The organism is Magnetospirillum sp. ME-1 (genome assembly GCF_002105535.1).
Taxonomy (GTDB): Bacteria; Pseudomonadota; Alphaproteobacteria; order Rhodospirillales; family Magnetospirillaceae; genus Phaeospirillum.
The window spans coordinates 2,430,532-2,453,877 of sequence record NZ_CP015848.1; the positions used below are offsets into that span (position 1 = coordinate 2,430,532).

The window sequence follows — 23,346 nt, forward strand, 5'->3', positions numbered from 1 at the left end:
CTAAACGCTAAGCCACTAAAATTCATCAACACCTGTCATGTCTGGATCGACTTGGTAATATCAATTTTAAGAAAATTATGAATCCGATAAACCCCAGAAGCATTAGTATTCTCATGGCATTACCCCTGGTTCAACTGTGTCATGATCGATCCAGGGATCGTAACGAACGAGGGTGTCATATGCGGTCATGTGATTCCAACTCGCTGGGATTTGAGCCTTCACGCGTCTCGAAGATGTGAGATGATTTTCTGATGGTGCCTGCTGTCGCAATCGGCCTACAACCACGGGGGAATCGGACTTGAAAATCATCTTGAGTCGCAAGGGGTTCGATTCTGCCAATGGAGGGAAGCCCAGTGCCATTCTGCCAGATGGAAGACTGATCCCGTTACCAATCCCGTCAAAAAATGATCCCGCACGGTTTGATGACGTAGCAATCAATGGCGTGCAAATCGGTCAGATGGTTGAGGAGCTTACGGCGGGGAAAATCCAAAGGGGCGACAGGTGCCATCTTGATCCAGACCTGGATGCGTCAGCAGACAGACGCCTCGGATGGCGACCGAATCTTGGACAAATCAAAAGTGCTCAAGGGCATTTAGCGAATCAGAAGGTAGGGGTAAACGACCTATTTCTGTTTTTTGGTTGGTTCCGCCATGTTGAACAAACCCCATCAGGTTGGAAATATGTTCCTGGCTCGCCCGACCTGCATGTCATTTTTGGGTGGCTTCGTATTGGGCGTATTGTGCGTTTGGGGCAAGGTGAATTGCCTGATCCGCTGGAGGCATTTGCCTTGCACCCCCATCTTCATGGCCGGGACCACAAAAGCAACACGCTTTATCTGGCTTCAGACCGCTTGGACATTGATGGCGTTGATGCATGTGGTGGCGGCTTATTCCCACGAATCTCAGATGCCCTTATCCTAACAGATCGGCGACAAGCAAAACGCACGCTCTGGAGGCTTCCGCTTTGGATGATGCCGACCGAAGCCAGGGAGCCAATGAGTTACCACGCATCGGCAGATCGATGGAGCCTGCATGACGATGAATGCACGTTACAAACGGTCGATAAGGGACAGGAATTTGTTTTGGATTGCAAGAACAGGCCCGAAGCTGAAGCCTGGGTTCGGAACCTGTTCGGTTTGGTTGGAAATAGACGTATCAACGGTGGCGATTGTGAATCTGGAGGAGTCTCTGATGCCATGCCAAGGAGATGCCAGACTCAAACGAGCCTGACCTCTGAGGTTAAAGTCTATCGGTATGTTGTTAAAGTTGATAAGGGATTCTCTCCGAATCCATACAATAAATTTTGTACACTTGCATGCTGCAAGCCATTAATACGAAAAAATGCCAGACCAGGAGATTGGGTTATCGGATTTGCTAATTCATCCCGTGGAAATTCTCGTCTTATCTATGCAATGCAGGTTGGAGAGGTGCTGTCCTTTGATGAATATTACAAAAACAACAGATTTAAGGGGAGAATTGACAATATATACTGTGAGGAAAATGGAGTGCTTGTGCAGAAGCAAAACGATTATCACCGCGAGAAAGATTATGATAGAGACGTTTCTGGAAGGAATGCCTTGATAGCACGAGATGGTTTTTGGTGGTATTTCGGAAATAAAGCACCTGACATTATCAGTGCAATTGGCAATGGCGACGCTGCCACCAAAGATTACCGGACTGAAGCCATTAAACGGCTGCTATTTAAAGGCCAGAACTGCAAGGTAAGTGGCTTGCTTGGCAACGAAATCGGCATTCTCCATGGTTACCTTAAGAAAAACTGGCCAAACGGCGGCAAAATTGGTGAGCCTTTTGACGTACCGATACGCCCAAAATGCAGCTAAATAGCTACATCAACTTATAGTGATGCTACCTGCATCCGCAGGATATATACCTCTCGAAAGGGAGGTATCCGTCATGAACGCCAGAATCTACCGGACTGATGGTGCAGGCACCGGAATCTATTGTTCATTCAACATTTCCGATGGCCGAGACACAGAACTGCACTCGCAGCATAAATAGACATGAAAGCGAGGTGCATTATGGCAGAGCAATTAAATAACGTAATTTTGTTTCCAGATAATCAGGACAACGACCCAGATCATTATGCTAAGCCATGTCCAAAATGTGGGTGAATATTTTACTTCATATCACTAACAAACAAAATCATATGTGAAAATTGCTTTGTAGCTGCTGAGTTTCATGATGATGATGTCTGAAACTGAAAAATCCCTCGTTTCCGCAATCCAACATCGGCTGGGGGAACTGTCTTCCCGATACCCATCATCGATCATGCTGGCGGTCGATGACGAAGGCCGTGCCCACCTGCAAGCGGCCTTGGAGGATCGCCAGGGTGATGTGTTGCTCACCGATAACGGCGGCGGGGAATTGTCCGACATCCATTGGCAAACGGTCCTGCACCATATCGGCTACGTAGCCGTCATCGTGTGGATGAGCGACCCCCGTGACTTGGCATTAGTCAGGAAGGCGTGTCGTGAGGTGGAGGGAAATTGCCGATAGGAATATACGGGAGAAAGTGACGATTAAAGTTCAAATGGAGGTAAGCCAAATAGATCGTTTATGTTGTCCATTAACTTATCTGAAGCTGAATTCCGATGCACACGCTTCAATTCATCTTTGCGATGTAGCGGCTCCAGGTGACCATAATATTTTTCGATCATCTGCACGCTGGTTCCCATGTTCTGGGCCAGCAAATAGACATCATTGACGCCGCCATAAACAATTCTAAAATGTGCATATGTGTGCCTGAGTGAATAAATTGTTATTTTTCCATTTTGATGTTCGTCATGTGTTATTCCGCAATAAGCGAGTAGCTCATTAAAACTTCTTTTAAAATCGTGAATCGGCTCATCTTTTTGATAATCCCTCCACAGATAATCCGTTGGCCTTGGAAAGGGATTTTCTTCTTCATCACTAATATCTCTCCCATATAGAGCTTGATGGACATCGTGAAGGAAAGAAATAATCCCGCTGAAACCGGCTACGCCGACGACCTTTCGCACTTTGGTTTTGCTTTCTTGAAGGACAACGTAACCGTCCTTTATGTCCATAAACCGTAATCGCCGAGCCTCGCCAGGGCGAAGACCGGTCATCACCATGAACTGTATATAGACGGCTAAAAGTTGGCGGTAGTATAGGGTCTGGCCATTTGGGACAAGCATGCTTCGCTCCCATGATGCTGCGACCAGTTTCTGATACTGCTCGCGGGATAAAGCACCACGGGAATTGACTTTCCCGGCGACAGATTTGAAGTGGGCAAGCTCGCGATCATTCAAATAACCTTGGCTAACTGCCTTCTGAAATACACCTCGAAGCACGATATCTTCGCGTGCCAATGTCCTTGCCGCTGGTATGGATCGCTTGGGTTTTCGTTTGTAGGTTCGACCGTCACGGACGAAAGAAATCTCTGCAACATCCTTGCCGGGGCCGGAAATCCAGAAATCTTTCCTCCACTTCCGATATTCAACGACATCCTTGCTCTTGATCGTCGAAATCACCCGATCTCCGAAAAAGGCCATCACATAGCGGTCAAGGATGCCCCTGAAATTATTCTTGTCCCGTTCATTGAGATCGCTGGCGGAAATGTCCTCGTACCAACTCTCTGCGATTTGGCGGAAGGTCTTTCGGTCGAGTGGGATGCCGTATTCTTCGGCGAAGCGAATGCGGTCCAGATGCCGTTCTGCGACACGTCCGGCTTCGACCTGATCGGATGTCTTGGTTGAAAAGCGATCCACTTTTTGGTCAGGGCGGGTGACTGACGCATGCCAGATATCCGACTTGGTATCGCCGCGACGGTAAAGGCGAATGGCACCGCCTTTGATCGTAAATCCATCCCGCTCGAACTTGCCCATGACGCCACCCCAAAAGCCGGATTCGAGGGCCATCCGCGTGTGAGTCTGTGAGTCAGATGTGAGTCACACATCGCCGACCGGAAATCGATCTTTGTGGATTGTATTGAGATTCCTGGGCTTTGGAAAGTCGCGTGAGTCAGTGTGAGTCGGCAACCCCACTGACCTGCTGCCATGTTGGCATTGCATAACATATTGAAATTACTGAAGAAAATGGCGTCCCGGAAGGGATTCGAACCCCTGACCTACGGTTTAGGAAACCGTTGCTCTATCCTGCTGAGCTACCGGGACGCGGGTCGGTGGCGGTCGGGCGGGTTATATCATTCCGGCGGGGCGGGGTGGAAGGGTGATTCGGTCGCCCCGCTCCTTCCGGCGCCCTCGGCAACCCGCCCCTGACCCTAGCCCTGCTTGACGCTGGGGCGAGGGCTTTCTACAGTGACTGTTCCCACGCGATGATCATTCCGCGTGGTGACGGGCGGGTGGTCGCGTTCCCCCTGTCCGCCGTTGGAATTCGACAAGGAACCTGCCTATGAAAGTTGTGACCGATTCCTCGTTCGAGGCCGAGGTGCTCAAGGCTTCCGGCCCTGTTCTGGTGGATTTCTGGGCCGAATGGTGCGGTCCCTGCCGCCAGATCGCTCCGGCGCTCGAGGAACTCTCCAAGGACAGGGCCGACAAGATCACCGTCGCCAAGATCAACATCGACGAGAATCCGGGCACCCCGGGGAAGTATGGGGTGCGCGGCATTCCCACCCTGATGATCTTCAAGGACGGCCAGGTGGCCGCCACCAAGATCGGCGCCCTGCCCAAGAGCAAGCTTTACGAATGGGTGGATTCCAGCCTGTAGCAACGGCCGGAATCATCCTTCACCGAATGATCGAGCCCCGCTTGCGCGGGGCTCGATGCGCTTCTCGGGGCAAACCATGGCCGTTTTCGACGAGCAGAGCCGCCAGCGGCTGATCACGTTTCTTCAGCAATCCTTCGACGACGACAACGCCGCCGACATGGAGTGCTTCGCCCGGAATTTCCTGCACAACGGCGCCCTGTGGGACCGGCTGGCGGATCTGTTCCCCACCGCGTCGGCCTCGGCCATGCGCGCGGCCATGACCGAAGCTTTCGCCACGTGGCAGAAGAGCCGCCAGACCCTGCACTGAACGCTCAGTCCTCGAGCGTGAAGCCCACCTTGAGCACCACCTGCCAGTGGGCCACCTGCCCCTTGTCGATGTGGCCGCGCGTCTCGGTGACCTCGAACCAGCGCAGGTTGCGGATGGTCTCCGACGCCTTGGCCACCGCGTTGCGGATGGCGTCCTCGTAGGACTTGTCCGAACTGCCGGCCAGTTCGACGATCTTGTAGACGTGCTCTCCCATGATGATTCCCCTTAGAGCGTGATGCCCAAAATGTGCATCACGCTCTCTCAGTTTATTTGTTGACCCTCGCCGGGCGCGCGCCTCCGCGCGCTTGGCCGCGCCCTCAATGGGCGCAGGAGCACCGCGCCTCATATTTGAGGCTCGATGCTCTAATCCAGGCCCGGGCATCACCTGGATATGGGATTGCGGGCCCGTCGCCGCCAGCCCCGCGGCTTAAATCGGTATTCGAGTGCCGGATTAAGCGATTGACGCGGCCTCCCGCCCCCGATACCCTTCGCTTAGATCTTCCCTGACGAGAGGCGATGATGGGCTATTCCCTGGCAGAATTTCTGGCACATGCCATTGCTTTGGAGACCGAGGCGGCCGAGCGTTACGCCGAGCTGGCCGACATGATGGAGGCCCACAACAACCTGGAGACCGCCGCGGTGTTCCGCGACATGGCGCGTTTCTCCACCCTGCACGGCGACGAGATCCGGCAGCGTTCGCGCGCACTGGAACTGCCCAAGCTGATGAGCTGGCAGTACCGCTGGAAGACTCCGCCGGAGGTGGGCGACGAGAACGACATCCACTACCTGATGACGCCCTATCACGCGCTGCGCTATGCCCGCGACAACGAGATCCGCGGCATGGAGTACTACAAGGACGCCGCCGCCAGTTCCACCGACCCCGAGGTGCGGCGCCTGGGCACCGACTTCGCTGCGGAAGAGGCCGAGCACGTGGTGGCGCTGGACAAGTGGATCGAAAAAACCCCGCGCCCCTCCATCACCTGGAGCGAGGATGCCGACCCCGCCCAGTCGGGGGAATAGGCGGTTCGACGGTACTGGTGAAAGGGGGCCTTGCGGCCCCCTTTTCTTTTCAGCCGCGCAGGGTCTTGTCGTGGCTGCGCTTGACCACGGCGACGCCCAGCACGCCGAGCGCGATGCCCCAGATGGGCGAGGTGTTGACCAGGGCGGCGATGATGCCCGGCGCCTGGGCGGGCTCGGCGATGATGGCCCAGGAAACGGCGCCCATGGTGGCGGTCCAGGTGGCCGCCACGGCATAGCCGAAGGTGGGCCGCCAGCAGCGGACATAGCGGTCGTCCGAAGCGGCCTCGGCCCGCATGGTGGCGTTGATCTCGGCCAGCTGGCGGGTTTCTTCCCGCGCCAGCTCGACCTCGTGGGCCAGCCAGGCCTGCTGCAATTGCAGCGCCAGGGCGGGATCGGCCTTGATGGCGGCCAGGGCGTCGTCGCCGGTCGGCTTGCCGGTGACGGTGCGCGCCACGCCGACCACCTGATCGGCGACCTTGGCCGCGCCTTCGGCGTCGTCGCCACCGATCCAGCGGATCAGGCCGGGAACGAACTGGGCGAGGCCCAGCGCGATGGTGATGGGGTCCATGGCGGGGCTCCTAACGCGTGGCCGACTGGACACCGTCCAGCTTGCCCTCGATGCGGACCAGATGTTCGGTCAGCCGCTGCTCCACATCCTTGAGATAGCCGGTGGTGGCGTAGCTCTTGGCCACCTCCAGCTTGTAGGCGGCCAGTGCCTCGCGGGCCTGGCCCATGCCCACGTCGAACCGGTGCTCCAGCTCGTCGATGCGATGGTCGGCCTCGTGACGGACCCGCCAGACGGTCATGGCCATGGCGCCCAGGACGGGCAGCTCGACGGCGGTGATCCACCAGCGGGGATCGAAAGCGATGGAATCCATGGAAACTCTCCTCGGAGTCAAAATTCAAAATCGGAATGGGCCACCACCGCCCGGCCGCCGGGCCGCCAGTCGGGGCGGCCGGCGGTAGCGGACAGCGGGCGCGACAGGCGCACGGGTTGGGACAAAAGGCAGCCGGCGACGGCGTCCAGGCCGTCGTCGCGGCCCTTGCCCCCCGGTTGCCATTCGCGCATCTCGGCGATGAAGGGGGTGTCCCAGACGCTGCGGTGGACGTTCAGCGCGCCGGCGGCCAGCACCGCGTCGAAGGCATCGATGATGCGCTGGTCCTTGGCCCGCTTGGAGGCCGCCTCGAGGACGGCGCAGGCGATACCGGCGCCGCCCAGTTCCCGGCGCAGCAGGCCGGGCAGGAAGCGCCCCAGGCCGTTGGTCTCCAACTGCACCGCCGGCAGGTGCAGGTCGGCGGCGAAGCGGGCCACCTGACGGCAGAGCTGGGTGGCCTCGTCGGTCTCGGTGCGGGCGGGGTCGTGTTCGAGATAGCGCACCCGGTGCAGCCAGTACAGGCCGTCCTCGTCGGTGAACAGCGCCGCCACCACCGAAGCGTCGCCCTTGCCGGGGGCGCCGTAGGCCGGGTCCCACCAGCAGGCGGCCGAGACCATGCGCCTGGCTCCGATGGTCAGCAGCGGCACGCCGTTGCCCTCGCCATAGGACAGCTCGGCCTCGTACAGGCGCAGGCGGTCGGGATCGAGGCGGCCATCGGCGATGTTGACGGGGCGCAGCATCATCTGGCTGTCGAACTTGTTGGGGCCCGAGCGTTTGCGCAGGCTTCCGATGCGTTCGGGCGGAAAGCGCTCGGGCCAGGCGGAGCGGCCCTTGGGATCGATCAGCGGCAGCTCCAGGCGGTGGAAGCCGTCGAGGAAGGGGCGGCTTTCACCCGCCTCCAGCCGGGCCCGGTCGGCGTAGATGGTGTAGTAGGAATGCGGCGTGCCGACGTAGAGCTGAGTGCCGCCCGGCACCATCACGTACTCGATTTCGGCCAGGCGTTCGCGCAAATCGGCCCGCTTGGGCGCCGAGTCACAAGTGTTGGGCACCTCCACGTCGTCGCAGATGACGATCTCGGCGCGACTGCCGGTGATGTTGGCGCCGATGCCCTTGGCCACCATGGACGGGTCGCGCAGCTCGCCCGGGCGGTTGACGGTGAACTGGTCGGCGGCCCACTGGTCGCGGCGCCTGGGCTTCAGCCCTTGAGTCAGCGGATGGCGCTCGACGATGCGCTTGACGTTCCTGACCATCTTCTTGGCCAGGGCGAAATCGGCGGCCAGCACCATGATGCGCAGATCGGGATTGACCGCCAGCACCCAGGCGCAGAACAGGCCGACGATGGTGGACTTGCCGCTGGAGCGGAAGGCCATCAGCAGCAATTCCCGTTCCCGCCCATGCCAGCGCGCCGCCAGCCAGCGGGCCATACGCAACTGGTGCCGGGGCGTGCCCAGCCCCAACCGCTCGTTCCAGATCCAGACGAATTCGGGAAAGTTGACGGATTTCATTGCTCCTCCTCGTCGCTGTCGTCCAAGGCGTCGGGGGCGGCACGTGCGTGCATGCCGGATAGAGCCTCGGCCATGTTTGGTTTCCTTTTGGCGGTGAAGGGGAAAAAGCCCCAGCCGCCCCTGGGATGGGGCGGCTGGGGCGAGCTCCGTGGTTGCGACAGGTTTGAAGCCGAGCACCCTGAGGACTCAGTACCTCAGCATCAACACCCCGGCCGTCCCGTCGGTCGCAATACCGCCGCGTAATCCTCCGACGCCGACGGTAACGGGAATGCTCTGCCCGGGGGTAACCGAACAAATGGCCAGAACGACGCCCCCACGTCCGCCGGAGCCGATATTGCCGTTGCCATTGTTTCCGTACGTGGTGAGCGGGACCTTGCTGACCACGCCAAGCACTCCACTATTCGCGATATTACCAGTTCCATCGGCTCCAACTCCGCCTCTAACCCCTCCCTGTCCTCCATAAGCGGTTACGAGCGTGCCGAAGGTTGTGTTGCCGCCCGTACCAGCGATATCCAAGGGATAGGCAATTTCAATGCCGCCCCCGCCGCCGCCAATCGCCATCAGCGCCACGGCTGTAACACCACTTGGAACGATGAAGGTCCCATTGCTGGTAAAGGTTTGGACGTTGCTGAACGGAGAGCCACCCGAGATGGCCGACAGCGCCGCCCAAGTGCCGTCCCCACGCAGGAACGACGAGGCATTGGCGGTGCCGCTGCCCAGCCGGGTGGTCGAAACCGTGCCGGAAGCCAGTGCGGAAGCATTCAGGGAGGTGACCGCCGAACCATCCACCGCCGGCAGTTTGCCTGAGGCTTCCAGCATCACCACCTGCCCGGCGGCGGTGCCGATGTCCTTGGTGGCGGCGCTGCCCAGGCCGAGCGTAACCCGCTGGGCCGCCGCGTCGGCGTCGTCGAGCAGGGCCTTGCCGGCATCGCTCAGGTTGGCGGCGATCCAATCCAGATCGGCGTCATGGGCCTGGACCGACGAACCGATATCGGCGGCCTGCAAAGCGCTGTCGGCCTTGGCGCCCTGGGCGGCGGTGGCGAAATCGGCCATATCGTGGCTAGCCGCCGAGCCCAGGTCCGGCTTGCCGGAAAGATCGTTGTACGCGCCCGATGACGCCACAGAGGCCAGCCCCAGCGTAACCCGCTGGGCCGCCGCGTCGGCGTCGTCGAGCAGGGCCTTGCCGGCATCGCTCAGGTTGGTGGCGATCCAATCCAGATCGGCGTCATGGGCCTGGACCGACGAACCGATATCGGCAGCCTGCAAGGCGCTGTCGGCCTTGGCGCCCTGGGCGGCGGTGGCGAAGTCGGCTTCGGCATGGGTCGCGGCGCTGCCCAGGCCCAGGTTGATCCGCGCCTGCGCCTTGTCGGGCAGGTCGGCCAGGTTCTGGCTCTTGCGCAGTATGTCCGAGGCGTCCACCTGGGCGAGGTTGACCAGGGCGTCGGCCGAGCCGTTCCAGCCGAGCACCTTGCCGGCCTCGGGCTCGGGCAGGGTCAGGTCCACGGGACGCGACAGGTCGGAGCCGGCCGAGCGCTTGATGGCCCGGCCGCTTTCCTCGGCCAGTTCCTGAAGAGCCGCCACAGTCTGGTCCACCACATCGTTCAACTCGTGCGGGGTAGGGGCGCGCTCGTCCAGGAAGTCGTCGGTGCGGGCATAGGTCTGGCGGCGGCGAATGGTGATCCGCTGACCGTCGGCCGGCGCCGTGGCGAACACCACCGCGCCGCCCTCGGAGCTGCCGGCGCCGCGGATGCTGAAGCCGCCGGTGGCCGGATGGCCGCCGACCAGGACCTCCAGGTCGGCCGCCGTAAAGATCGGGAAGGGAAAGTCGAAGACCTTGCGGCTGCCGTCGGCGCTGTCCTGCACGATGGGGGAAAGGTCGGGAATCCGGATATGGGACGTCATTGTTTGTTCCTTTCAGGCATAAAAAAGTCCGCCGGCCGGGATGGCCGGCGGACGGATGGGACGAGATGGCTCACACCTCCTCGTCAGACTCGTCGATGGCGTCAAGAGCGGCACGGGCCCCGGCCAGAAGGCGCTCGAAACCGTCGTCGCCGTCAGGCTCGGACGACCCCTCGGCCCAGCGGGCCAGCTTCACCAGCAGGTCCACATGGGCCAGCGCCGCCTTGGCCGCCGCGTGCCAGGCGGCGAAGCCCTTGGCGTCGGCCGGCGGCGCGCTGGCGGTGAACTCCTCGTACCCGGCCAGGGCCGCCGCCACGTGGTCGGGCAGGCTGGCGGCCAGCCGGGTGCGCAGGCCGGTCATGTCCTCGGCCATGGTTGGTCTCCTCTTGGCTATGGCGGAAAAAGAAAACCCCGCCGCCCGGAGACGGGCGGCGGGGTCTTCCCCTTTCAAGGGAAAGAGGAATCAGGTGACGAGAGCGGCCCGCAGCGTGGCCGCCCGGGCATTGAGTTCGGCCAGCATCGCCATATCGGCGGACTCGGGCGAAAGCCCGGCGGTCTGCGCCTCCAGGATGGCCCGCAGGGGCCGCACGCTCCGGGAATCGATCCGGGCCAATTCGGCCTGGATGAGCGCCCGGGCTTCCTCGGCCTCGCGCTGGCCGACAGCGGCGCGACGCGTCAGGAGGTCCTGTTCCTCCTCGGCGGTCAAGGGGACCTGGACGGCCATGCCGGCCTCCAGATCGGCAACGACACGATGGTTCATCTTCAGCTCCTCTTGCGACGGTAGACGAGGCAGGTGCCGGTCATGGTGTTGCCGCCACTCGAGTAAAAACGAACGGCGGTGATGGCCGAGGCATTACGCCAATAGCCCTCCATGTTGTGGCCGCAGACATAGGTATTGGAAGGGTTCTGCCAGAGGCTTTTAGCGCCGTAATGCTTGTACCTGGACGCCCCCACATCGTTGACGAAGAACCGGCACCACGAGCTGACGCCAGCCTCGGCATTGAAGACCCCGGCGAATATCCCAGCTTCGGCAGACGCACTGCCGGAGCCCCAGGAGGGGGCGGCGGCATTCGGGTTACTCTGCCCCCCCACGTACTGGGTGTAATAGCCGCTGCTGGAAAACGTGGTGTTGTTGGTGCCAAGACGGGCGTAGAGGCCATCATAGGCGCCCCCCACAAGGTCATCGAAGGCGAACTCGTAATCATATCCGACCGCCAGATTGATGATGTCGAACTGGGTGACGCCGGAGAAGCTGACCGCCTGGACGAATTCGTAGGCCGAGGGTGACGGCAGGGCCGCCCACACGCCGTCGCCCCGCAGGAACTTGGCCGCGTCGGCAGATCCGGTCCCCATCCGGGCAACGGGGACCACACCGCTGGACAGGTTCGAGGCGTTGAGAGAGGTCAGCCGCGAGGCGTTCAGCGCCGGCAGGCCGGTGGCGTCCAGGACCGGAATCTGACCCGCCGAAACTCCGGTGTCGAGCGCCGCCGCCGTGCCCAGGCTGGGCCTGCCCGACAGGTCCCCATAGGCCCCGCTGGCAGCCACGCCCGCCAAGCCCGTCACCGCCAGGGTGACGGTATCGCTGGCGGGATCGGTGGTGATCGACAGGTTGGCGCCCGCCGCCAGGGTCAGGGTGTCGGCGCTCTGGTCGGCGGAAATGGTCCCCTGTCCGGTCACCGCGACGGAGGCGAAGGTGAAGAGACCCGCCGCCGACTGGGCCTGGGCCGCCGAGGCCGCCGCCGCCGAAGCCGAGCCCGAGGCGCTCAGTTCCGAGGCATGGGCCGAGGCCTGGCTGGCCGCCGCCGCGCTGGCCGCCGCCTGGGCGGCGGCGATATTGACGGCGGCGCCGGTTTCCGAGGCGAAGGCATTGGCCTGCGCCTGAAGGGCGGCGGCCGCGCTGGCCTGGGCGGCGCCTTGCGACAGGGCGGCGGCCGCCGCGGCGGCATCGGCGGCAAGACGATCGGCCTGCACCGCCGTACGATCCGCCGCCACGTCGGTCTTGTCGGCGGCCACGGCGGCACGGTCGGCGCCGGTCACCACCACGTCGGCGTCGCAGATGTCACGCGACGTCGCCGCGGCAGCGGCGGACGCCGCCGCCGAAACCTGGCTGGCGGCGGCGGCGGCGGCACTGGCGGCGGCGTCCTGCGCCTTGGCCGAGGCCAGGGGCAGGACGGTATCCACCTCGGCGGTGCTGTTGGCCAGTCCATCACCGGAATCGTTCCAGCGGATGGCGCGGCCGGCGGAAGGTTCTGGCAGGGTCAGGTCGGCGGTGGACAGGCTGCGGAACGAGCGTTTCACCGCCAGCCCGGCCTCGTCGGCAACCTGCTGCAGCGCCGCCACGTGGTAGCCGAACTCCTGGTTCAACGGCTTGGCCTGAACCGAGGTATCGGGAAATTCCGGCATCCGGTTGATGGCCATGCGGCGCCGCAGCGTCACCTGGGCACCGGCCGGCGGCGGCACGGTGAAGATCACCGTGCCGCCCACCGCCCCCCCCACGCCCGAGACGGCGTAGGCCTCGGCGGGCTGGAGATTCTGGTCGATCCAGACCTCCATGTCCCCGGATTGGTGGATGGGAAAGAAAAAGCCGAACGCCGCCTGGACGCCATTGGCGACGAAATGGGCGCGCGGTACGAGAGTCTGATTGGTCATGTTATGTTCTCCTGATGCCGATCACTCTGCGCCCTTAATCTCGGTGGAAACCGAAATCACGGTGCAGGGCAGCGGCAGGTCCTGTTCGATGCGCCACAGGGGCTGCATGACGTCGCGGGTCCAGCCGATGGCCCGGACCTTGACGTCGCCGGAAAAAGCCGGCGGCGAGGTGGCGAAGCGGTCGGGCCCCCTGCGCCGGAATGGAATCGGAGTGGCGCCGCGCCCGGTATCGATGAACAGCGCCTTGGTCTCCAGCACCCGGAAGCAGGCCTGGACCAGCCTCACGGCCCGGCCGGCGGCCATGGGCTGCCCCGACGCGGCCTGGGGCGGCAGGGGTTCGATGCGGTGGGCATAGGGCAGACCGGCCTCGATGGTGGTGGCAGGTTCCGGCAGGGTGATCTCTCCGTCCGCCACCGTCACCTCGGCGACGGAGGTTCCATCCATCAAGACCCGCACGCTCTGTCCGTTCAGATGGTCGAGGCCGGTCCAGGTGGCGGACGGAGTGTCCCGACGGCCGGTCAGGGCGGCATCCAGGTTGAGGGACTCGTCGAAGCACTCGATGAAATGGACCCCGTCACGCTCGACCAGCACGTAGGCGTCGCCGTCCACCACCGCCACCGACCTGAAGGCGCCCCGGGTCTCGAACACCGTCCAGGCCGTCACCTTCTCGGCACGGTAGACGGTGAGCGTCGCCATGGTTCCGTCCGCCATGACCACATGGAACAGGCGGCGTCCCGGATCGTAATCCTGGTCCACCGGATCGGTCATGACGTGCTTGGCGACCATGGACAGGTCGTTGGCCTGGTAGGCCTGGTCCATGTCGGCGAACAGGAACTCGCGCAGGTCGCGGCCATTGCGCGAGACGAAATGGGTGGCCCCGTCCACGTCCCTGGGCGGCACGCTGCGATCCACCGGCGAGCCCACCCGGGTCTGGCGGTTGAGCTGGATCTTGGTGGGGGTAAGCGGCGTACCCACCACCATCCATTCCGCGCCCGAGGTGAACACCTGCAGGTGGCGGCCCGAAAACACCGCCCGGATGGCATCCACCTGGGTGGACAGCAGGGCGAATTCGATGGCCTCGTCGTCCAGGCCGGTCCCTAAGTCGAAGTTGAACAGATCCATGGATTTGGACAGCCACAGACGGTTGGGCAGATCGCGTGAGCCGCCGATGGCCAGCCGCCCCTGATGGAAGCAGACCGAAACCGGCCAGCCGCGTAAGGCGGAGAAGGACTGCTCCTCCCAATCCTTGGTGGCGGCGGTGCCGGTCAGGGTCTGCTTGACCTCGGCATTGGCCTGGGTGGGCGAGGTGACGGAGGTGACCAGCACCTGCTTGCCCCCCACCCGGAAACGCAAGCCCACATGGGCCGCCTGGAATACCGCAGCGGAGGCCGACAGGGTGATGGAGCCGCTGGTGCCGCTGGGCGCCAGCGTCACCGCGTCCTCGGCGAATTTATGGGTGGGAACGAAGAGAACGCCGTTCTCCTCGAAATAGCTCCACTCGGCCATGGTCCAGCTGTTCACCCCGGTCCGCGTGATCTTGCGCGGGGCCACATCGGGATGGACCACCAGCAAGGTGTCGGCGCTTTGGGTCCAGTTCAGCTGGGCGATCTGGGCGGCGCTCCACGGTGTGGCCAGTTCGGCCACCTTGGCCCCCTCGGCATAGATGTCCAGCCAGCCGTCGGACAGGGCCAGCAGATAGGTCTGCTCGGTGTTGAACTCGAAGGCGATCAGGCGCCCCGCCCCCCGGGCCGTGGCCACATGGCGCAGCCCGGCCCGGCGGCGTACGCCCCCGATGGGGGCCACCACCACGTTGCGAAGCGCCCGTGCCCCGTTGGCGTAAAGCGCCAGGTCGCCGCGCCCGGCCAGATCCACGTCGACCTCGCCGGCGGTGAAGCTGGTCTTGGTGAAGATGGGCAGGCCGCTCATGACCGCACCTCCACCAGGGGGAAGTCGGTGATGGCGGACGGCGTATGGCTCTGGGCGTCGATCAGCTTGGCGCGGCGGAACTCGTCCTCGGCCAGGCGGAACAGGAACTGCGCCCGCGTGGTACTCTCGGTGAGCGGAATGCAGAACTCGGCGGTCAGCCGCGCCATCAGCATCTGGTCGAAATAGGGCGGATACGCGCTTTCATCCGGACGGTAGATATAGGTCAGCACCACCTCCTCGGCGTCGCACAGGAGGCGCGAGCCGCTGATGCGGAACACCAGCCCGGCGCCCCGGCCGCTGGGCCCCGCCGACAGCACCCGCAGGAAGTCGGTGGGCAGCTGGTAGGCATGGGCGAAATCGGCCAGCGGTTCGACGGCCAGGCGGGCCAGGGTGACCTGACCGGTGGCGAAGCTCCACGGATGGGACGACAGGGCACCGTCGCGCAGCGGCGGATAGAGGTTGGCGGCCACCTCCGACTCGGCCGAACCGTCGTCGAAGCCGGCAATGGGGGCGGCGCCCAGGCGGATCAGGGCGCGCGAGCACAAGGCGATGGCGGACAGGGCCATGGCGGGTTCTCCTGCATTGTGTGGGGCTTGATGGCGGGCTATCGCCCGGACCCATTTGGGGCGATGCCCCAAACCCCCTTTCATTTTCAAAACGAAGGGTGGTCTGGAGGCATCGCCTCCAGCCGGGGCCGGGGCGGGAGCCCCGCCAGGGGAGGAATGGTCCAAAGCCCCGCCCCCGCAGCGTGAGAGGATCGCGCGGGGGCGGGGCGGCGGCCGGCGGCTGACACGGCGGGGGGAAGGGGGAAACCCGCCGGAGCGCCAGGGCCGGAATTGTGAATTGGCGAAGAGAAGCTTCCCTCGGATCGCTCCGGGGGAAGCGTGACCGGCTAACGCGAATCCGCGCTGCCGATCTGGGTCAGGTCGTTGACGTCGACCACGCCGCCGGTATTGGCGGAGACCAGGAACAGGCCGGCCTTCATGGTGCCGGCGGTGTCCACGTTGGCGACGACGATGTCGCCGACCCGCAGCATGGTCGAGGCGGCGTTGAAATAGCCGCTGGTATCGACCGTATTGGCGGTATCGGCGGTGGTGTAGTGCCACAGCGTGAAGCCGTTGGCATAGGCCAGGACCGACAGGTCCTTGGACTGATAGGCCATGATGGAAGCTCCCTTAGGATTCGAGGCAGCGCAGCGAGACGACGCCGGCGGCATCGACCAGCGCGGCGCCCTGGCTCATGAAGTTGTTGACGAACCAGGCGGCGCGATCGCCCTGGTAGGTGATCTCCGACTTGACCTCGGCGCCCGAGGCATGACCGATCGCCGATTTGTGGTACCAGTAGCAGTAGCGCACGCCCGACGACTTGGTCAGGCCCGAGTGCGGCATCCAGGTGGTGCCCAGCCACTTCTTGGCCTGGGTGCCCTTCCAGGGCAGGTCGGCGGAACCGACATAGTCGGTGCTGGCGAATTCCTCGATGCCCATCAGCTCGGACCACTGCTTCCAGCCGACGATGGCGTAGCGCTCGCCGTCGTCGGGGACTTCCGCGTCACCCAGCATCTCGAAGGCTTCCAGCACCTTGTTCCGGGTGAGGCCGGTGGTGCCGTCCAGGGCGTAATTGGCCGACTTGTCCAGCTCGGCGATGATCAGCTCGTCGGTCTTGCGGCCCAGCGCGTAGGCGCCGGCATTGACCAGCACGGCGCGCTCGTCGTGCTCGACCTTCAGCTCGTCCAGCTTGTCCAGCCAGTCGCCGGCGTAATAGTCGAACAGCTGGCATTCGACGGCAGTGTGGTCGATGTTCATCACCGGCACCTTGCCGTGGCGGGCCTTGGTGCTGGCGGTGCCCTTGCCCACCTTCTGGAAGACGGCGATGGCGCCCTTGACGTTGTTGCGCACGCGCACAGTGTTGCGCAGCTTGGTACCCATGCGCTGATAGGCGGAGTGGACCTCGTGGCCGTACTGCGTCGAGTAGGCGTTGATGATGCTCGTGGACATGTTTTGTTCCTCTGCGAGGTTGCGTGGCGATGGCCCCGCCCCGCCGGTTCTGCCCGGCCGCGCGCGCCAGCGGCCGGACGCCGTCGAAGCGGTGCCGGAAAATCCGGCGGGCCGGGCCGAACGGCCCGGTTGTCCCCGGATGAAGAATGAGGAGAAATCTGGTTCGACACCCCTGCCGTAGACGCAGTTCGGGTGTTGATGGGAATTTATATACCGCCAGATAGGAACATTGTCAACAGTAATTTTTCACCGGCAGAATTCGTCACCAGCCGCCGCTGGACCCGGCCCCGGCTCTGCGTAACAATACATACATGCGCAATAGGGATGCGAGGCAGCCATGCTGATCTGGCGCGACGCCATGGCCATCGGCCAGCCCGACATCGACCACGCCCGCAAGCACGTGATCGGTCGAATCAACGATTTCGAGCGGGCGCTGGGCACCAACGGACCCTACATCGCCCTGGGCCTGTTCCTCACCGGCCTTTACGAAGAAACCAGCACCGCCTTCAGCCGCGAGGAGAAGGTTCAGCGCGAATGCTCGTTCCCTTTCACCGAGCCGCACCACCGCGAGCACGCCGCCATCCTGGAAAAGGTCGAGGTGATGAAGGAGCAGTACGACGAGTTGGACGCCCACGCCAATTGCGCCCTGCTGGTCCGTGAACTGGCCATGCTGGCCAAGGAATGGATCACCGTCCACATCGTCCAGAGCGACTTGAAGCTGAAGCCCTACTGGCTGAACCACAACGGCATCTATCTCAGGGGGCAAAGGTAACGGCCAAAAGCAGAAGGCCCGGTCATTTCTGACCGGGCCTTCGCTATTTTGGTGGAGCTAGACGGAATCGAACCGACGACCTCTTGAATGCCATTCAAGCGCTCTCCCAACTGAGCTATAGCCCCTGAAACTTGTTCCCTGCGGGCTTGGGGCCCCGCCGGTGGAGGCGGAACATATGGTTTCCCGGGTGGCCTTGCAAGCGAAAAATTCGCTTCTCGGCGCAGTTCGGGAAATCAGACCTCGTCCTCGCCCACCTCGTCCATATGCTCCATGACTTCGGCCATGTCGTCGTCGTCCTCGCCCAGGTCGGACGCGTCCTCGATCAGGCCGCTTTCATCGTCGTCGGCGCTATCGGCATCGGTATCGAGGGCTTCATCCTCGTCATCGGCCACCGGCAAATCGTCGGCGTCCAGATCCGCGGCCACGGGAACGGCCGCCGCCACGGGCGCCGCCTTTTCCGCCGCCGCCGCGCTGCCGCGACGCACCTTGAAGGGCATGTCGGGTTCCACCGTCGACCCGCACTTCGGGCAGACGATGGGGGTGCGCGTCAGGTCATAGAAACGGCATCCGCAGCTCTGGCAGGTGCGCTTCTGTCCCCATTCCGGCTTTGCCACTCTCGTCCTCCTTCAACGTGTCACTCGAACCCAATAAAGGGGCCATTTGCCATGTTCCCCACCCTGTGTCAAAACGAAAAAGCGTGGGCGGTGCAGCATGGAACGCGGGTCTATGACGCCGATGCCGCCTGTGCTAGAGCTTCGGCGGGCAGCTTTCGCCCTTGCCGCTGGTTATCAGGAGTGATCATGGCCAAGCCGCTTTCATCCCGTCGGGCCGCACCTTTGGCCGGTTCGGCGCGTGTGCCGGGCGACAAGTCCATCTCGCACCGCGCCCTGATGCTGGGCGCGCTGGCGGTGGGCGAAAGCGTGGTGACCGGCCTTCTGGAAGGCGACGATGTTTTGCGCACCGCCGCCTGCATGCGGGCGCTGGGTGCCGAGGTGGAACGCCGGGACGACGGCTCGTGGCGGCTGTTCGGTCGCGGCGTCGGCGGATTGATGGAGCCGGCCGACGTTCTCGACATGGGCAATTCCGGCACCGGGGCGCGGCTGCTGATGGGCCTGGTGGCCACCCATCCCTTCACCAGCTTCTTCACCGGCGACGGTTCGCTTCGCTCGCGGCCCATGCGCCGGGTGACCGAGCCCCTGGGCCGCATGGGCGCCCGCTTCGTCAGCCGCGACGGCGGCCGCCTGCCGCTGGCGGTGACCGGCACGGCCCAGGCCACCCCCATCACCTACGAGCTTCCCGTCGCCTCGGCCCAGGTGAAGTCGGCCATCATGCTGGCCGGCCTCAACACCGCCGGCGAGACCACGGTGATCGAGCGCGAAGCCACCCGCGACCATACCGAGCTGATGCTCCGGAATTTCGGCGCCACCGTACGGGTCGAGGACGCCGAGGGCGGCGGCCGCGCCATCACCGTGGTGGGCTTTCCCGAACTGACCGGCCGTCCGGTGGTGGTCCCCGCCGATCCCTCCTCGGCCGCCTTCCCGGTGGTGGCCGCCCTGCTGGTGGAGGGCTCGGAGATCCGCCTGCCCAATGTGGGCACCAACCCCTTGCGCACCGGCCTCTACCAGACCCTGCTGGAGATGGGCGCCGACATCCGCTTCGATAATCCCCGCGACCAGGCGGGCGAGCCGGTGGCCGACCTGGTGGTGCGCGCGTCGCGTCTTCGGGGCGTGGACGTGCCGGCCGAGCGGGCGCCGTCCATGATCGACGAGTACCCCATTCTCGCCGTCGCCGCCGCCTTCGCCGAGGGCACCACCCGCATGCGGGGCCTGGGGGAGCTGCGGGTCAAGGAAAGCGACCGCCTGGCCGCCATGGCGCGCGGGCTGGCCGCCTGCGGCGTGGCGGTGGAGGAGGAGAAGGACTCCCTCATCGTTCACGGCACGGGCCGCATTCCCGACGGCGACGCCACCGTCACCACCCATTTCGACCACCGCATCGCCATGTCGTTCCTGGTGATGGGCATGGCCTCGGCCCGGCCCGTGGCGGTGGACGACGCCGAAGCCATCGACACCAGCTTCCCCGCCTTCGTCCAGTTGATGAACGGGCTGGGGGCGAAGATTTCCGGTGAAAATCCGTGAGCATCGTTATCGCCATCGACGGACCGGCCGCCGCCGGCAAGGGGACCCTGGCGCGGCGTCTGGCCGCCGAGCTGGGTTTCGACTATCTCGACACCGGCCTGATCTACCGCGCCGTGGGCATGAAGCTGGCCCGCGCCGGCCAGAATCCGGCCGACGTCGCCCTGGCCGAGCAGGCGGCGCAGTCCCTGTCGCCCGACGACCTCGCCGCCGGCGATCTGCGCATCGACGAGGCGGCCCAGGCGGCGTCCAAGGTGGCCTCCATTCCCGGCGTGCGCGCCGCGCTCCTGGACTTCCAGCGCAAGTTCGCCGCCACGCCCCCGGGGGGCAAGGGCGCGGTGCTGGATGGCCGCGACATCGGCACGGTGGTCTGCCCCGAGGCGGGCGTGAAGCTGTTCGTCACGGCCAGCGTGGAAAAAAGGGCCGAGCGGCGGCTGAAAGAGTTGCAGGAAAAGGGCCTGGGGGCTATATACGGCACCGTCCTGGCCGACATGCGGGAACGTGACGAGCGCGATACCAACCGCGCAGTCGCCCCGCTGGTTCCGGCCCCGGACGCCACCGTGCTGGACACGTCCGATCTCGACGCCGACCAGGCTTTCGCCGCCGCGCTTCGGATCATCGGTTCCAAACGGTAGCATCGAAAGAGCACGTTGACGCCGCCCGGGCACCCCTGGGCGGTGGTTTTGTTTTTTTGAGAAACGCCTTTGTTTTCAAAGACCGCCGGAGACAACCGGCAGGCCGGAAAGACACGATACGAAAGGAACTACCCTTACAATGACCAATACCGCTACTGCGCAGGCCGTCGACGATTTCGCCGCCCTGCTGGACGAGACCCTCGGTGTGGGCGGCTCGTTCGAAGGCTCGGTGATCACCGGCACCATCGTCGAAGTCGACGGTGATTTCGCCGTGATCGACGTGGGCCTCAAGTCCGAGGGCCGCGTCCCTCTGAAGGAATTCGCCACCGCCGGCCGCGCCGCCGACATCAAGGCCGGCGATCAGGTCGACGTGTTCGTCGAGCGCTATGAAGACCGCAACGGCGAGGTCGTGCTGTCGCGCGAGAAGGCCAAGCGCGAAGAGGCCTGGACCCTGCTGGAGAAGTCGTTCGAGGCGCAGCAGCGCGTCACCGGCGTGATCTTCGGCCGCGTCAAGGGCGGTTTCACCGTCGATCTGTCGGGCGCCGTGGCGTTCCTGCCGGGCAGCCAGGTCGACATCCGCCCCGTGCGCGACATCACCCCGCTGCTGGGCACCCCCCAGCCCTTCCAGATCCTCAAGATGGACCGCTCGCGCGGCAACATCGTGGTGTCGCGTCGCGCCGTTCTCGAAGAGACCCGCGCCGAGCAGCGCTCCGAGCTGATCGAGAACCTCAAGGAAGGCCAGATCCTCGAGGGCGTGGTCAAGAACATCACCGATTACGGTGCGTTCGTGGACCTGGGCGGCGTCGACGGCCTGCTGCACGTCACCGACATCGCCTGGAAGCGCATCAACCACCCGTCCGAGGCGCTGCACATCGGCCAGACCGTCAAGGTCCAGGTCATCCGCTTCAACTCGGAAACCCAGCGCATCTCGCTCGGCATCAAGCAGCTTGACGCCGATCCGTGGGAGGGTGTCGAGGCCAAGTACCCGGTCAACGCCAAGTTCTCCGGCCGCGTCACCAACATCACCGACTACGGCGCGTTCGTCGAGCTGGAGCCCGGTGTCGAGGGTCTGGTCCACGTCTCCGAGATGAGCTGGACCAAGAAGAACGTCCACCCCGGCAAGATCGTCTCCACTTCGCAGGAAGTCGAGGTCATGGTGCTGGACGTGGATCCCCAGAAGCGCCGCATCAGCCTGGGTCTCAAGCAGACCATGAACAACCCGTGGGAAGGGTTCATGGACCGCTTCCCCCAGGGCACCATCGTCGAAGGCGAGATCAAGAACATCACCGAGTTCGGCCTGTTCATCGGCCTGCCCGGCGACATCGACGGCATGGTCCACCTGTCGGATCTGGATTGGGCGACTCCCGGCGAGCAGGCCATCCAGAACTTCAAGAAGGGCGATGTGGTCAAGGCCAAGGTTCTTGACGTCGACGTCGAGAAGGAGCGCATCAGCCTCGGCATCAAGCAGCTGGGCGCCGACCCCTATCAGGACGCCGTGGCGTCCATCAAGAAGGGCGACGTGGTCACCTGCACCGTGACCCAGGTCACCGAGAACGGCCTGGAAGTCACCGTCGAGGGCATGACCGGCTTCATCCGCAAGTCCGAGCTGTCGCGCGAGCGCTCCGAGCAGCGCCCCGAGCGCTTCGCGGTCGGCGAGAAGATCGACGCCAAGATCACCGCCTTCGAGAAGGCGGCGCGCAAGATCACCCTGTCGGTGAAGGCGCGCGAGGTCGAGGAAGAGAAGCAGGCCATGGCCGAGTACGGTTCGTCCGACTCGGGCGCCTCGCTGGGCGACATCCTGGGTGCCGCCATGCGCAAGGCTCAGGAGAAGGAGTAATCCTCCTCTCTTAAGGCTGGCCCGCTAAAGGCAAGGCCCGGTACCGCAAGGTGCCGGGCCTTTTCTTATGGTTCATCCGGATGGGCGCGGGGATTTCTTCATCCGTCATGGCCGGGCTTGACCCGGCCATCCACCTGGAGCCGTTTGGCGATGTCCCAGACAAGCCATATGGATGCCCGGAACAAGTCCGGGCATGACGAGAGCCGAGGCGATTAGGCGCCCCCTCGACGCGTTAATCCCGCAGGAATTCCATGGCCTGGTTGAGCTGGCTCATGCGGTGGTGGTTGCCGTGGTTGCTGTCGGGATGGTGGATGGTGGCCAGCATGCGGAACTTGGCCCGCACCGTGCGGCGGTCGGGCGTGGCGCCGGGCGGGAAACCCAGGATGTGGAGCGCGTCGGCGCGGGTCATCACGCCCCCGGGCAGCGGCTCGAAGGACAGCACGTTGATGATGGCCCGCAGCCGCTCCAGTTCCTCGCTGGCGGCGGCCATGGCGGTGGCCTGCTCGCGCACCCCCCGGCGGCGCTCCACCTTGGGATAGGCCTCCTCGGCGGCGGAAGGTGGGGGCGGAGGCGGAGGCGGCGGAGGAGCGGCGGCGGCGGAAGGAGCGGCGGGCTCTTCTCCCGGCCGTTCGACCTTCAGCCGGACATCCCCCTGGGCCATGGCAAGAGCCATGGCAAGGGCGCGGCGAATGGCCTCGACGCTGTAGCCGGGAGCCATGCGCACCTGCAGGCGCGGCTTGCGGCGCCAGGGGCGGCCCTCGGCCGGGCCGGATTTGAGGATCACGGTTTCGCGGTCGTCGGGCTCGGGCTCGCCCGGATCGGGAAAGGCGGCGATGGTCTCGGGCGGCACCACCAGCAGAACCGAACGGGCGATGTCGCCCACATTGACCCGCCGGCGCAGAGCCAGCTTGTCCACCGCGTCGCGAAAGGCGCTGGCGCAGGGGATGGTGTAGGAATGCTTCACCGTATTGGCGGCGGCGGTCGCGGCGTGATCTTTCATGGTCCGGATTCGACAGTCAAATCGGGTGCCCTCACCCACCCGAAATGAATAGGGCCAATTGATCAAACCCGTCAACTACTAAGGTT

At 63.9% G+C, this 23,346-nt stretch carries 23 protein-coding genes, 2 tRNA genes and 1 pseudogene; 9 read left to right on the forward strand and 17 right to left on the reverse strand.

The window, feature by feature from the left end; translation table 11 throughout:
* The first annotated feature begins 298 nt into the window (after positions 1 to 298).
* Together WV31_RS21640 and WV31_RS11465 are read left to right on the forward strand one after the other, a co-directional pair.
* Positions 299 to 1,840, forward strand: coding sequence for a hypothetical protein (locus WV31_RS21640; RefSeq protein ID WP_145980855.1), 1,542 nt, complete (start codon positions 299 to 301; stop codon positions 1,838 to 1,840).
* 358 nt (positions 1,841 to 2,198) lie between these two features.
* Positions 2,199 to 2,516: a hypothetical protein gene (locus WV31_RS11465; RefSeq protein WP_237051270.1), complete on the forward strand. Its 318-nt coding sequence runs from the start codon at positions 2,199 to 2,201 to the stop codon at positions 2,514 to 2,516.
* Positions 2,517 to 2,539: 23 nt separating this feature from the next.
* On the opposite strand, the gene WV31_RS11470 is transcribed toward WV31_RS11465, so the two are convergent.
* Together WV31_RS11470 and WV31_RS11475 are read right to left on the reverse strand one after the other, a co-directional pair.
* The gene (locus WV31_RS11470; RefSeq protein WP_168185928.1) at positions 2,540 to 3,868 is read right to left on the reverse strand and encodes a tyrosine-type recombinase/integrase; all 1,329 of its coding nucleotides are present in this window, start codon (positions 3,866 to 3,868) and stop codon (positions 2,540 to 2,542) included.
* A gap of 211 nt (positions 3,869 to 4,079) precedes the next feature.
* Positions 4,080 to 4,156 (reverse strand) — tRNA-Arg (locus tag WV31_RS11475).
* A 238-nt stretch (positions 4,157 to 4,394) separates the two neighbouring features.
* Here WV31_RS11475 and trxA point away from each other — a divergent pair.
* Positions 4,395 to 4,709: a thioredoxin TrxA gene (trxA, locus tag WV31_RS11480; protein WP_068429439.1), complete on the forward strand. Its 315-nt coding sequence runs from the start codon at positions 4,395 to 4,397 to the stop codon at positions 4,707 to 4,709.
* 76 nt (positions 4,710 to 4,785) lie between these two features.
* On the forward strand, positions 4,786 to 5,016 hold the full coding sequence (locus WV31_RS11485) for a hypothetical protein (RefSeq protein ID WP_085375554.1): 231 nt from the start codon (positions 4,786 to 4,788) through the stop codon (positions 5,014 to 5,016).
* Positions 5,017 to 5,020: 4 nt separating this feature from the next.
* Here WV31_RS11485 and WV31_RS11490 read toward each other — a convergent pair whose 3' ends face one another.
* Positions 5,021 to 5,230, reverse strand: a complete 210-nt coding sequence (locus WV31_RS11490; RefSeq protein ID WP_085373689.1) for a dodecin — start codon at positions 5,228 to 5,230, stop codon at positions 5,021 to 5,023.
* A gap of 302 nt (positions 5,231 to 5,532) precedes the next feature.
* Here WV31_RS11490 and WV31_RS11495 point away from each other — a divergent pair, with 302 nt between their 5' ends.
* Entirely contained in the window at positions 5,533 to 6,036 is a 504-nt protein-coding gene (locus WV31_RS11495) for a ferritin-like domain-containing protein (protein WP_237051271.1), read from the forward strand.
* Positions 6,037 to 6,085: 49 nt separating this feature from the next.
* Here WV31_RS11495 and WV31_RS11500 read toward each other — a convergent pair whose 3' ends face one another.
* The 11 genes from WV31_RS11500 to WV31_RS11550 all read right to left on the reverse strand — a co-directional run bounded on the left by WV31_RS11500 (position 6,086) and on the right by WV31_RS11550 (position 16,884).
* On the reverse strand, positions 6,086 to 6,604 hold the full coding sequence (locus tag WV31_RS11500) for a holin family protein (protein WP_085373690.1): 519 nt from the start codon (positions 6,602 to 6,604) through the stop codon (positions 6,086 to 6,088).
* Positions 6,605 to 6,614: 10 nt separating this feature from the next.
* Positions 6,615 to 6,914: a hypothetical protein gene (locus WV31_RS11505; RefSeq protein ID WP_085373691.1), complete on the reverse strand. Its 300-nt coding sequence runs from the start codon at positions 6,912 to 6,914 to the stop codon at positions 6,615 to 6,617.
* 17 nt (positions 6,915 to 6,931) lie between these two features.
* Positions 6,932 to 8,416: a phage terminase large subunit gene (terL, locus tag WV31_RS11510; RefSeq protein ID WP_085373692.1), complete on the reverse strand. Its 1,485-nt coding sequence runs from the start codon at positions 8,414 to 8,416 to the stop codon at positions 6,932 to 6,934.
* 186 nt (positions 8,417 to 8,602) lie between these two features.
* Positions 8,603 to 10,318, reverse strand: a complete 1,716-nt coding sequence (locus tag WV31_RS11515; protein ID WP_085373693.1) for a hypothetical protein — start codon at positions 10,316 to 10,318, stop codon at positions 8,603 to 8,605.
* A gap of 70 nt (positions 10,319 to 10,388) precedes the next feature.
* Positions 10,389 to 10,688, reverse strand: coding sequence for a hypothetical protein (locus tag WV31_RS11520; RefSeq protein ID WP_085373694.1), 300 nt, complete (start codon positions 10,686 to 10,688; stop codon positions 10,389 to 10,391).
* 90 nt (positions 10,689 to 10,778) lie between these two features.
* Positions 10,779 to 11,075 carry a hypothetical protein gene (locus tag WV31_RS11525; RefSeq protein WP_085373695.1) on the reverse strand — a complete coding sequence of 99 codons (297 nt, stop codon included), beginning with the start codon at positions 11,073 to 11,075 and terminating at the stop codon, positions 10,779 to 10,781.
* A 2-nt stretch (positions 11,076 to 11,077) separates the two neighbouring features.
* A complete protein-coding gene (locus WV31_RS22120) occupies positions 11,078 to 12,964 on the reverse strand; it encodes a hypothetical protein (RefSeq protein ID WP_085373696.1) in 1,887 nt (628 codons plus the stop codon).
* Between the two features lie 21 nt (positions 12,965 to 12,985).
* The gene (locus WV31_RS11535) at positions 12,986 to 14,890 is read right to left on the reverse strand and encodes a hypothetical protein (protein ID WP_085373697.1); all 1,905 of its coding nucleotides are present in this window, start codon (positions 14,888 to 14,890) and stop codon (positions 12,986 to 12,988) included.
* Positions 14,887 to 15,456 (reverse strand): hypothetical protein, encoded by a 570-nt coding sequence (locus WV31_RS11540; protein ID WP_085373698.1) that lies wholly within the window; start codon positions 15,454 to 15,456, stop codon positions 14,887 to 14,889. The genes WV31_RS11535 and WV31_RS11540 overlap by 4 nt, the downstream gene beginning before the upstream one ends.
* A 326-nt stretch (positions 15,457 to 15,782) precedes the next feature.
* The gene (locus WV31_RS11545) at positions 15,783 to 16,052 is read right to left on the reverse strand and encodes a hypothetical protein (RefSeq protein ID WP_085373699.1); all 270 of its coding nucleotides are present in this window, start codon (positions 16,050 to 16,052) and stop codon (positions 15,783 to 15,785) included.
* A 13-nt stretch (positions 16,053 to 16,065) separates the two neighbouring features.
* Positions 16,066 to 16,884 carry a phage capsid protein gene (locus WV31_RS11550; protein WP_085373700.1) on the reverse strand — a complete coding sequence of 273 codons (819 nt, stop codon included), beginning with the start codon at positions 16,882 to 16,884 and terminating at the stop codon, positions 16,066 to 16,068.
* A 337-nt stretch (positions 16,885 to 17,221) separates the two neighbouring features.
* Here WV31_RS11550 and WV31_RS11555 point away from each other — a divergent pair, with 337 nt between their 5' ends.
* The gene (locus WV31_RS11555; protein WP_085373701.1) at positions 17,222 to 17,656 is read left to right on the forward strand and encodes a bacteriohemerythrin; all 435 of its coding nucleotides are present in this window, start codon (positions 17,222 to 17,224) and stop codon (positions 17,654 to 17,656) included.
* A 49-nt stretch (positions 17,657 to 17,705) separates the two neighbouring features.
* On the opposite strand, the gene WV31_RS11560 is transcribed toward WV31_RS11555, so the two are convergent.
* A tRNA-Ala gene (locus WV31_RS11560) sits at positions 17,706 to 17,781 on the reverse strand.
* Positions 17,782 to 17,889: 108 nt separating this feature from the next.
* On the reverse strand, positions 17,890 to 18,270 hold the full coding sequence (locus WV31_RS11565) for a TIGR02300 family protein (RefSeq protein WP_085373702.1): 381 nt from the start codon (positions 18,268 to 18,270) through the stop codon (positions 17,890 to 17,892).
* A 186-nt stretch (positions 18,271 to 18,456) separates the two neighbouring features.
* On the opposite strand from WV31_RS11565, the gene aroA reads away from it, so the two are divergent.
* The 3 genes and pseudogenes from aroA to rpsA form a co-directional block, all read left to right on the forward strand.
* The gene (gene aroA / locus WV31_RS11570; protein ID WP_085373703.1) at positions 18,457 to 19,791 is read left to right on the forward strand and encodes a 3-phosphoshikimate 1-carboxyvinyltransferase; all 1,335 of its coding nucleotides are present in this window, start codon (positions 18,457 to 18,459) and stop codon (positions 19,789 to 19,791) included.
* Positions 19,788 to 20,423 carry a (d)CMP kinase gene (gene cmk / locus WV31_RS11575; RefSeq protein ID WP_085373704.1) on the forward strand — a complete coding sequence of 212 codons (636 nt, stop codon included), beginning with the start codon at positions 19,788 to 19,790 and terminating at the stop codon, positions 20,421 to 20,423. The genes aroA and cmk overlap by 4 nt, the downstream gene beginning before the upstream one ends.
* Positions 20,424 to 20,538: 115 nt before the next feature.
* Positions 20,539 to 22,260 (forward strand): annotated as a pseudogene (gene rpsA, locus WV31_RS11580) (30S ribosomal protein S1); the annotation flags it as partial.
* 232 nt (positions 22,261 to 22,492) lie between these two features.
* Here rpsA and WV31_RS11585 read toward each other — a convergent pair.
* Complete coding sequence (locus WV31_RS11585; protein WP_085373706.1) at positions 22,493 to 23,260, reverse strand: J domain-containing protein; 768 nt, start codon at positions 23,258 to 23,260, stop codon at positions 22,493 to 22,495.
* Positions 23,261 to 23,346 lie beyond the last annotated feature (86 nt).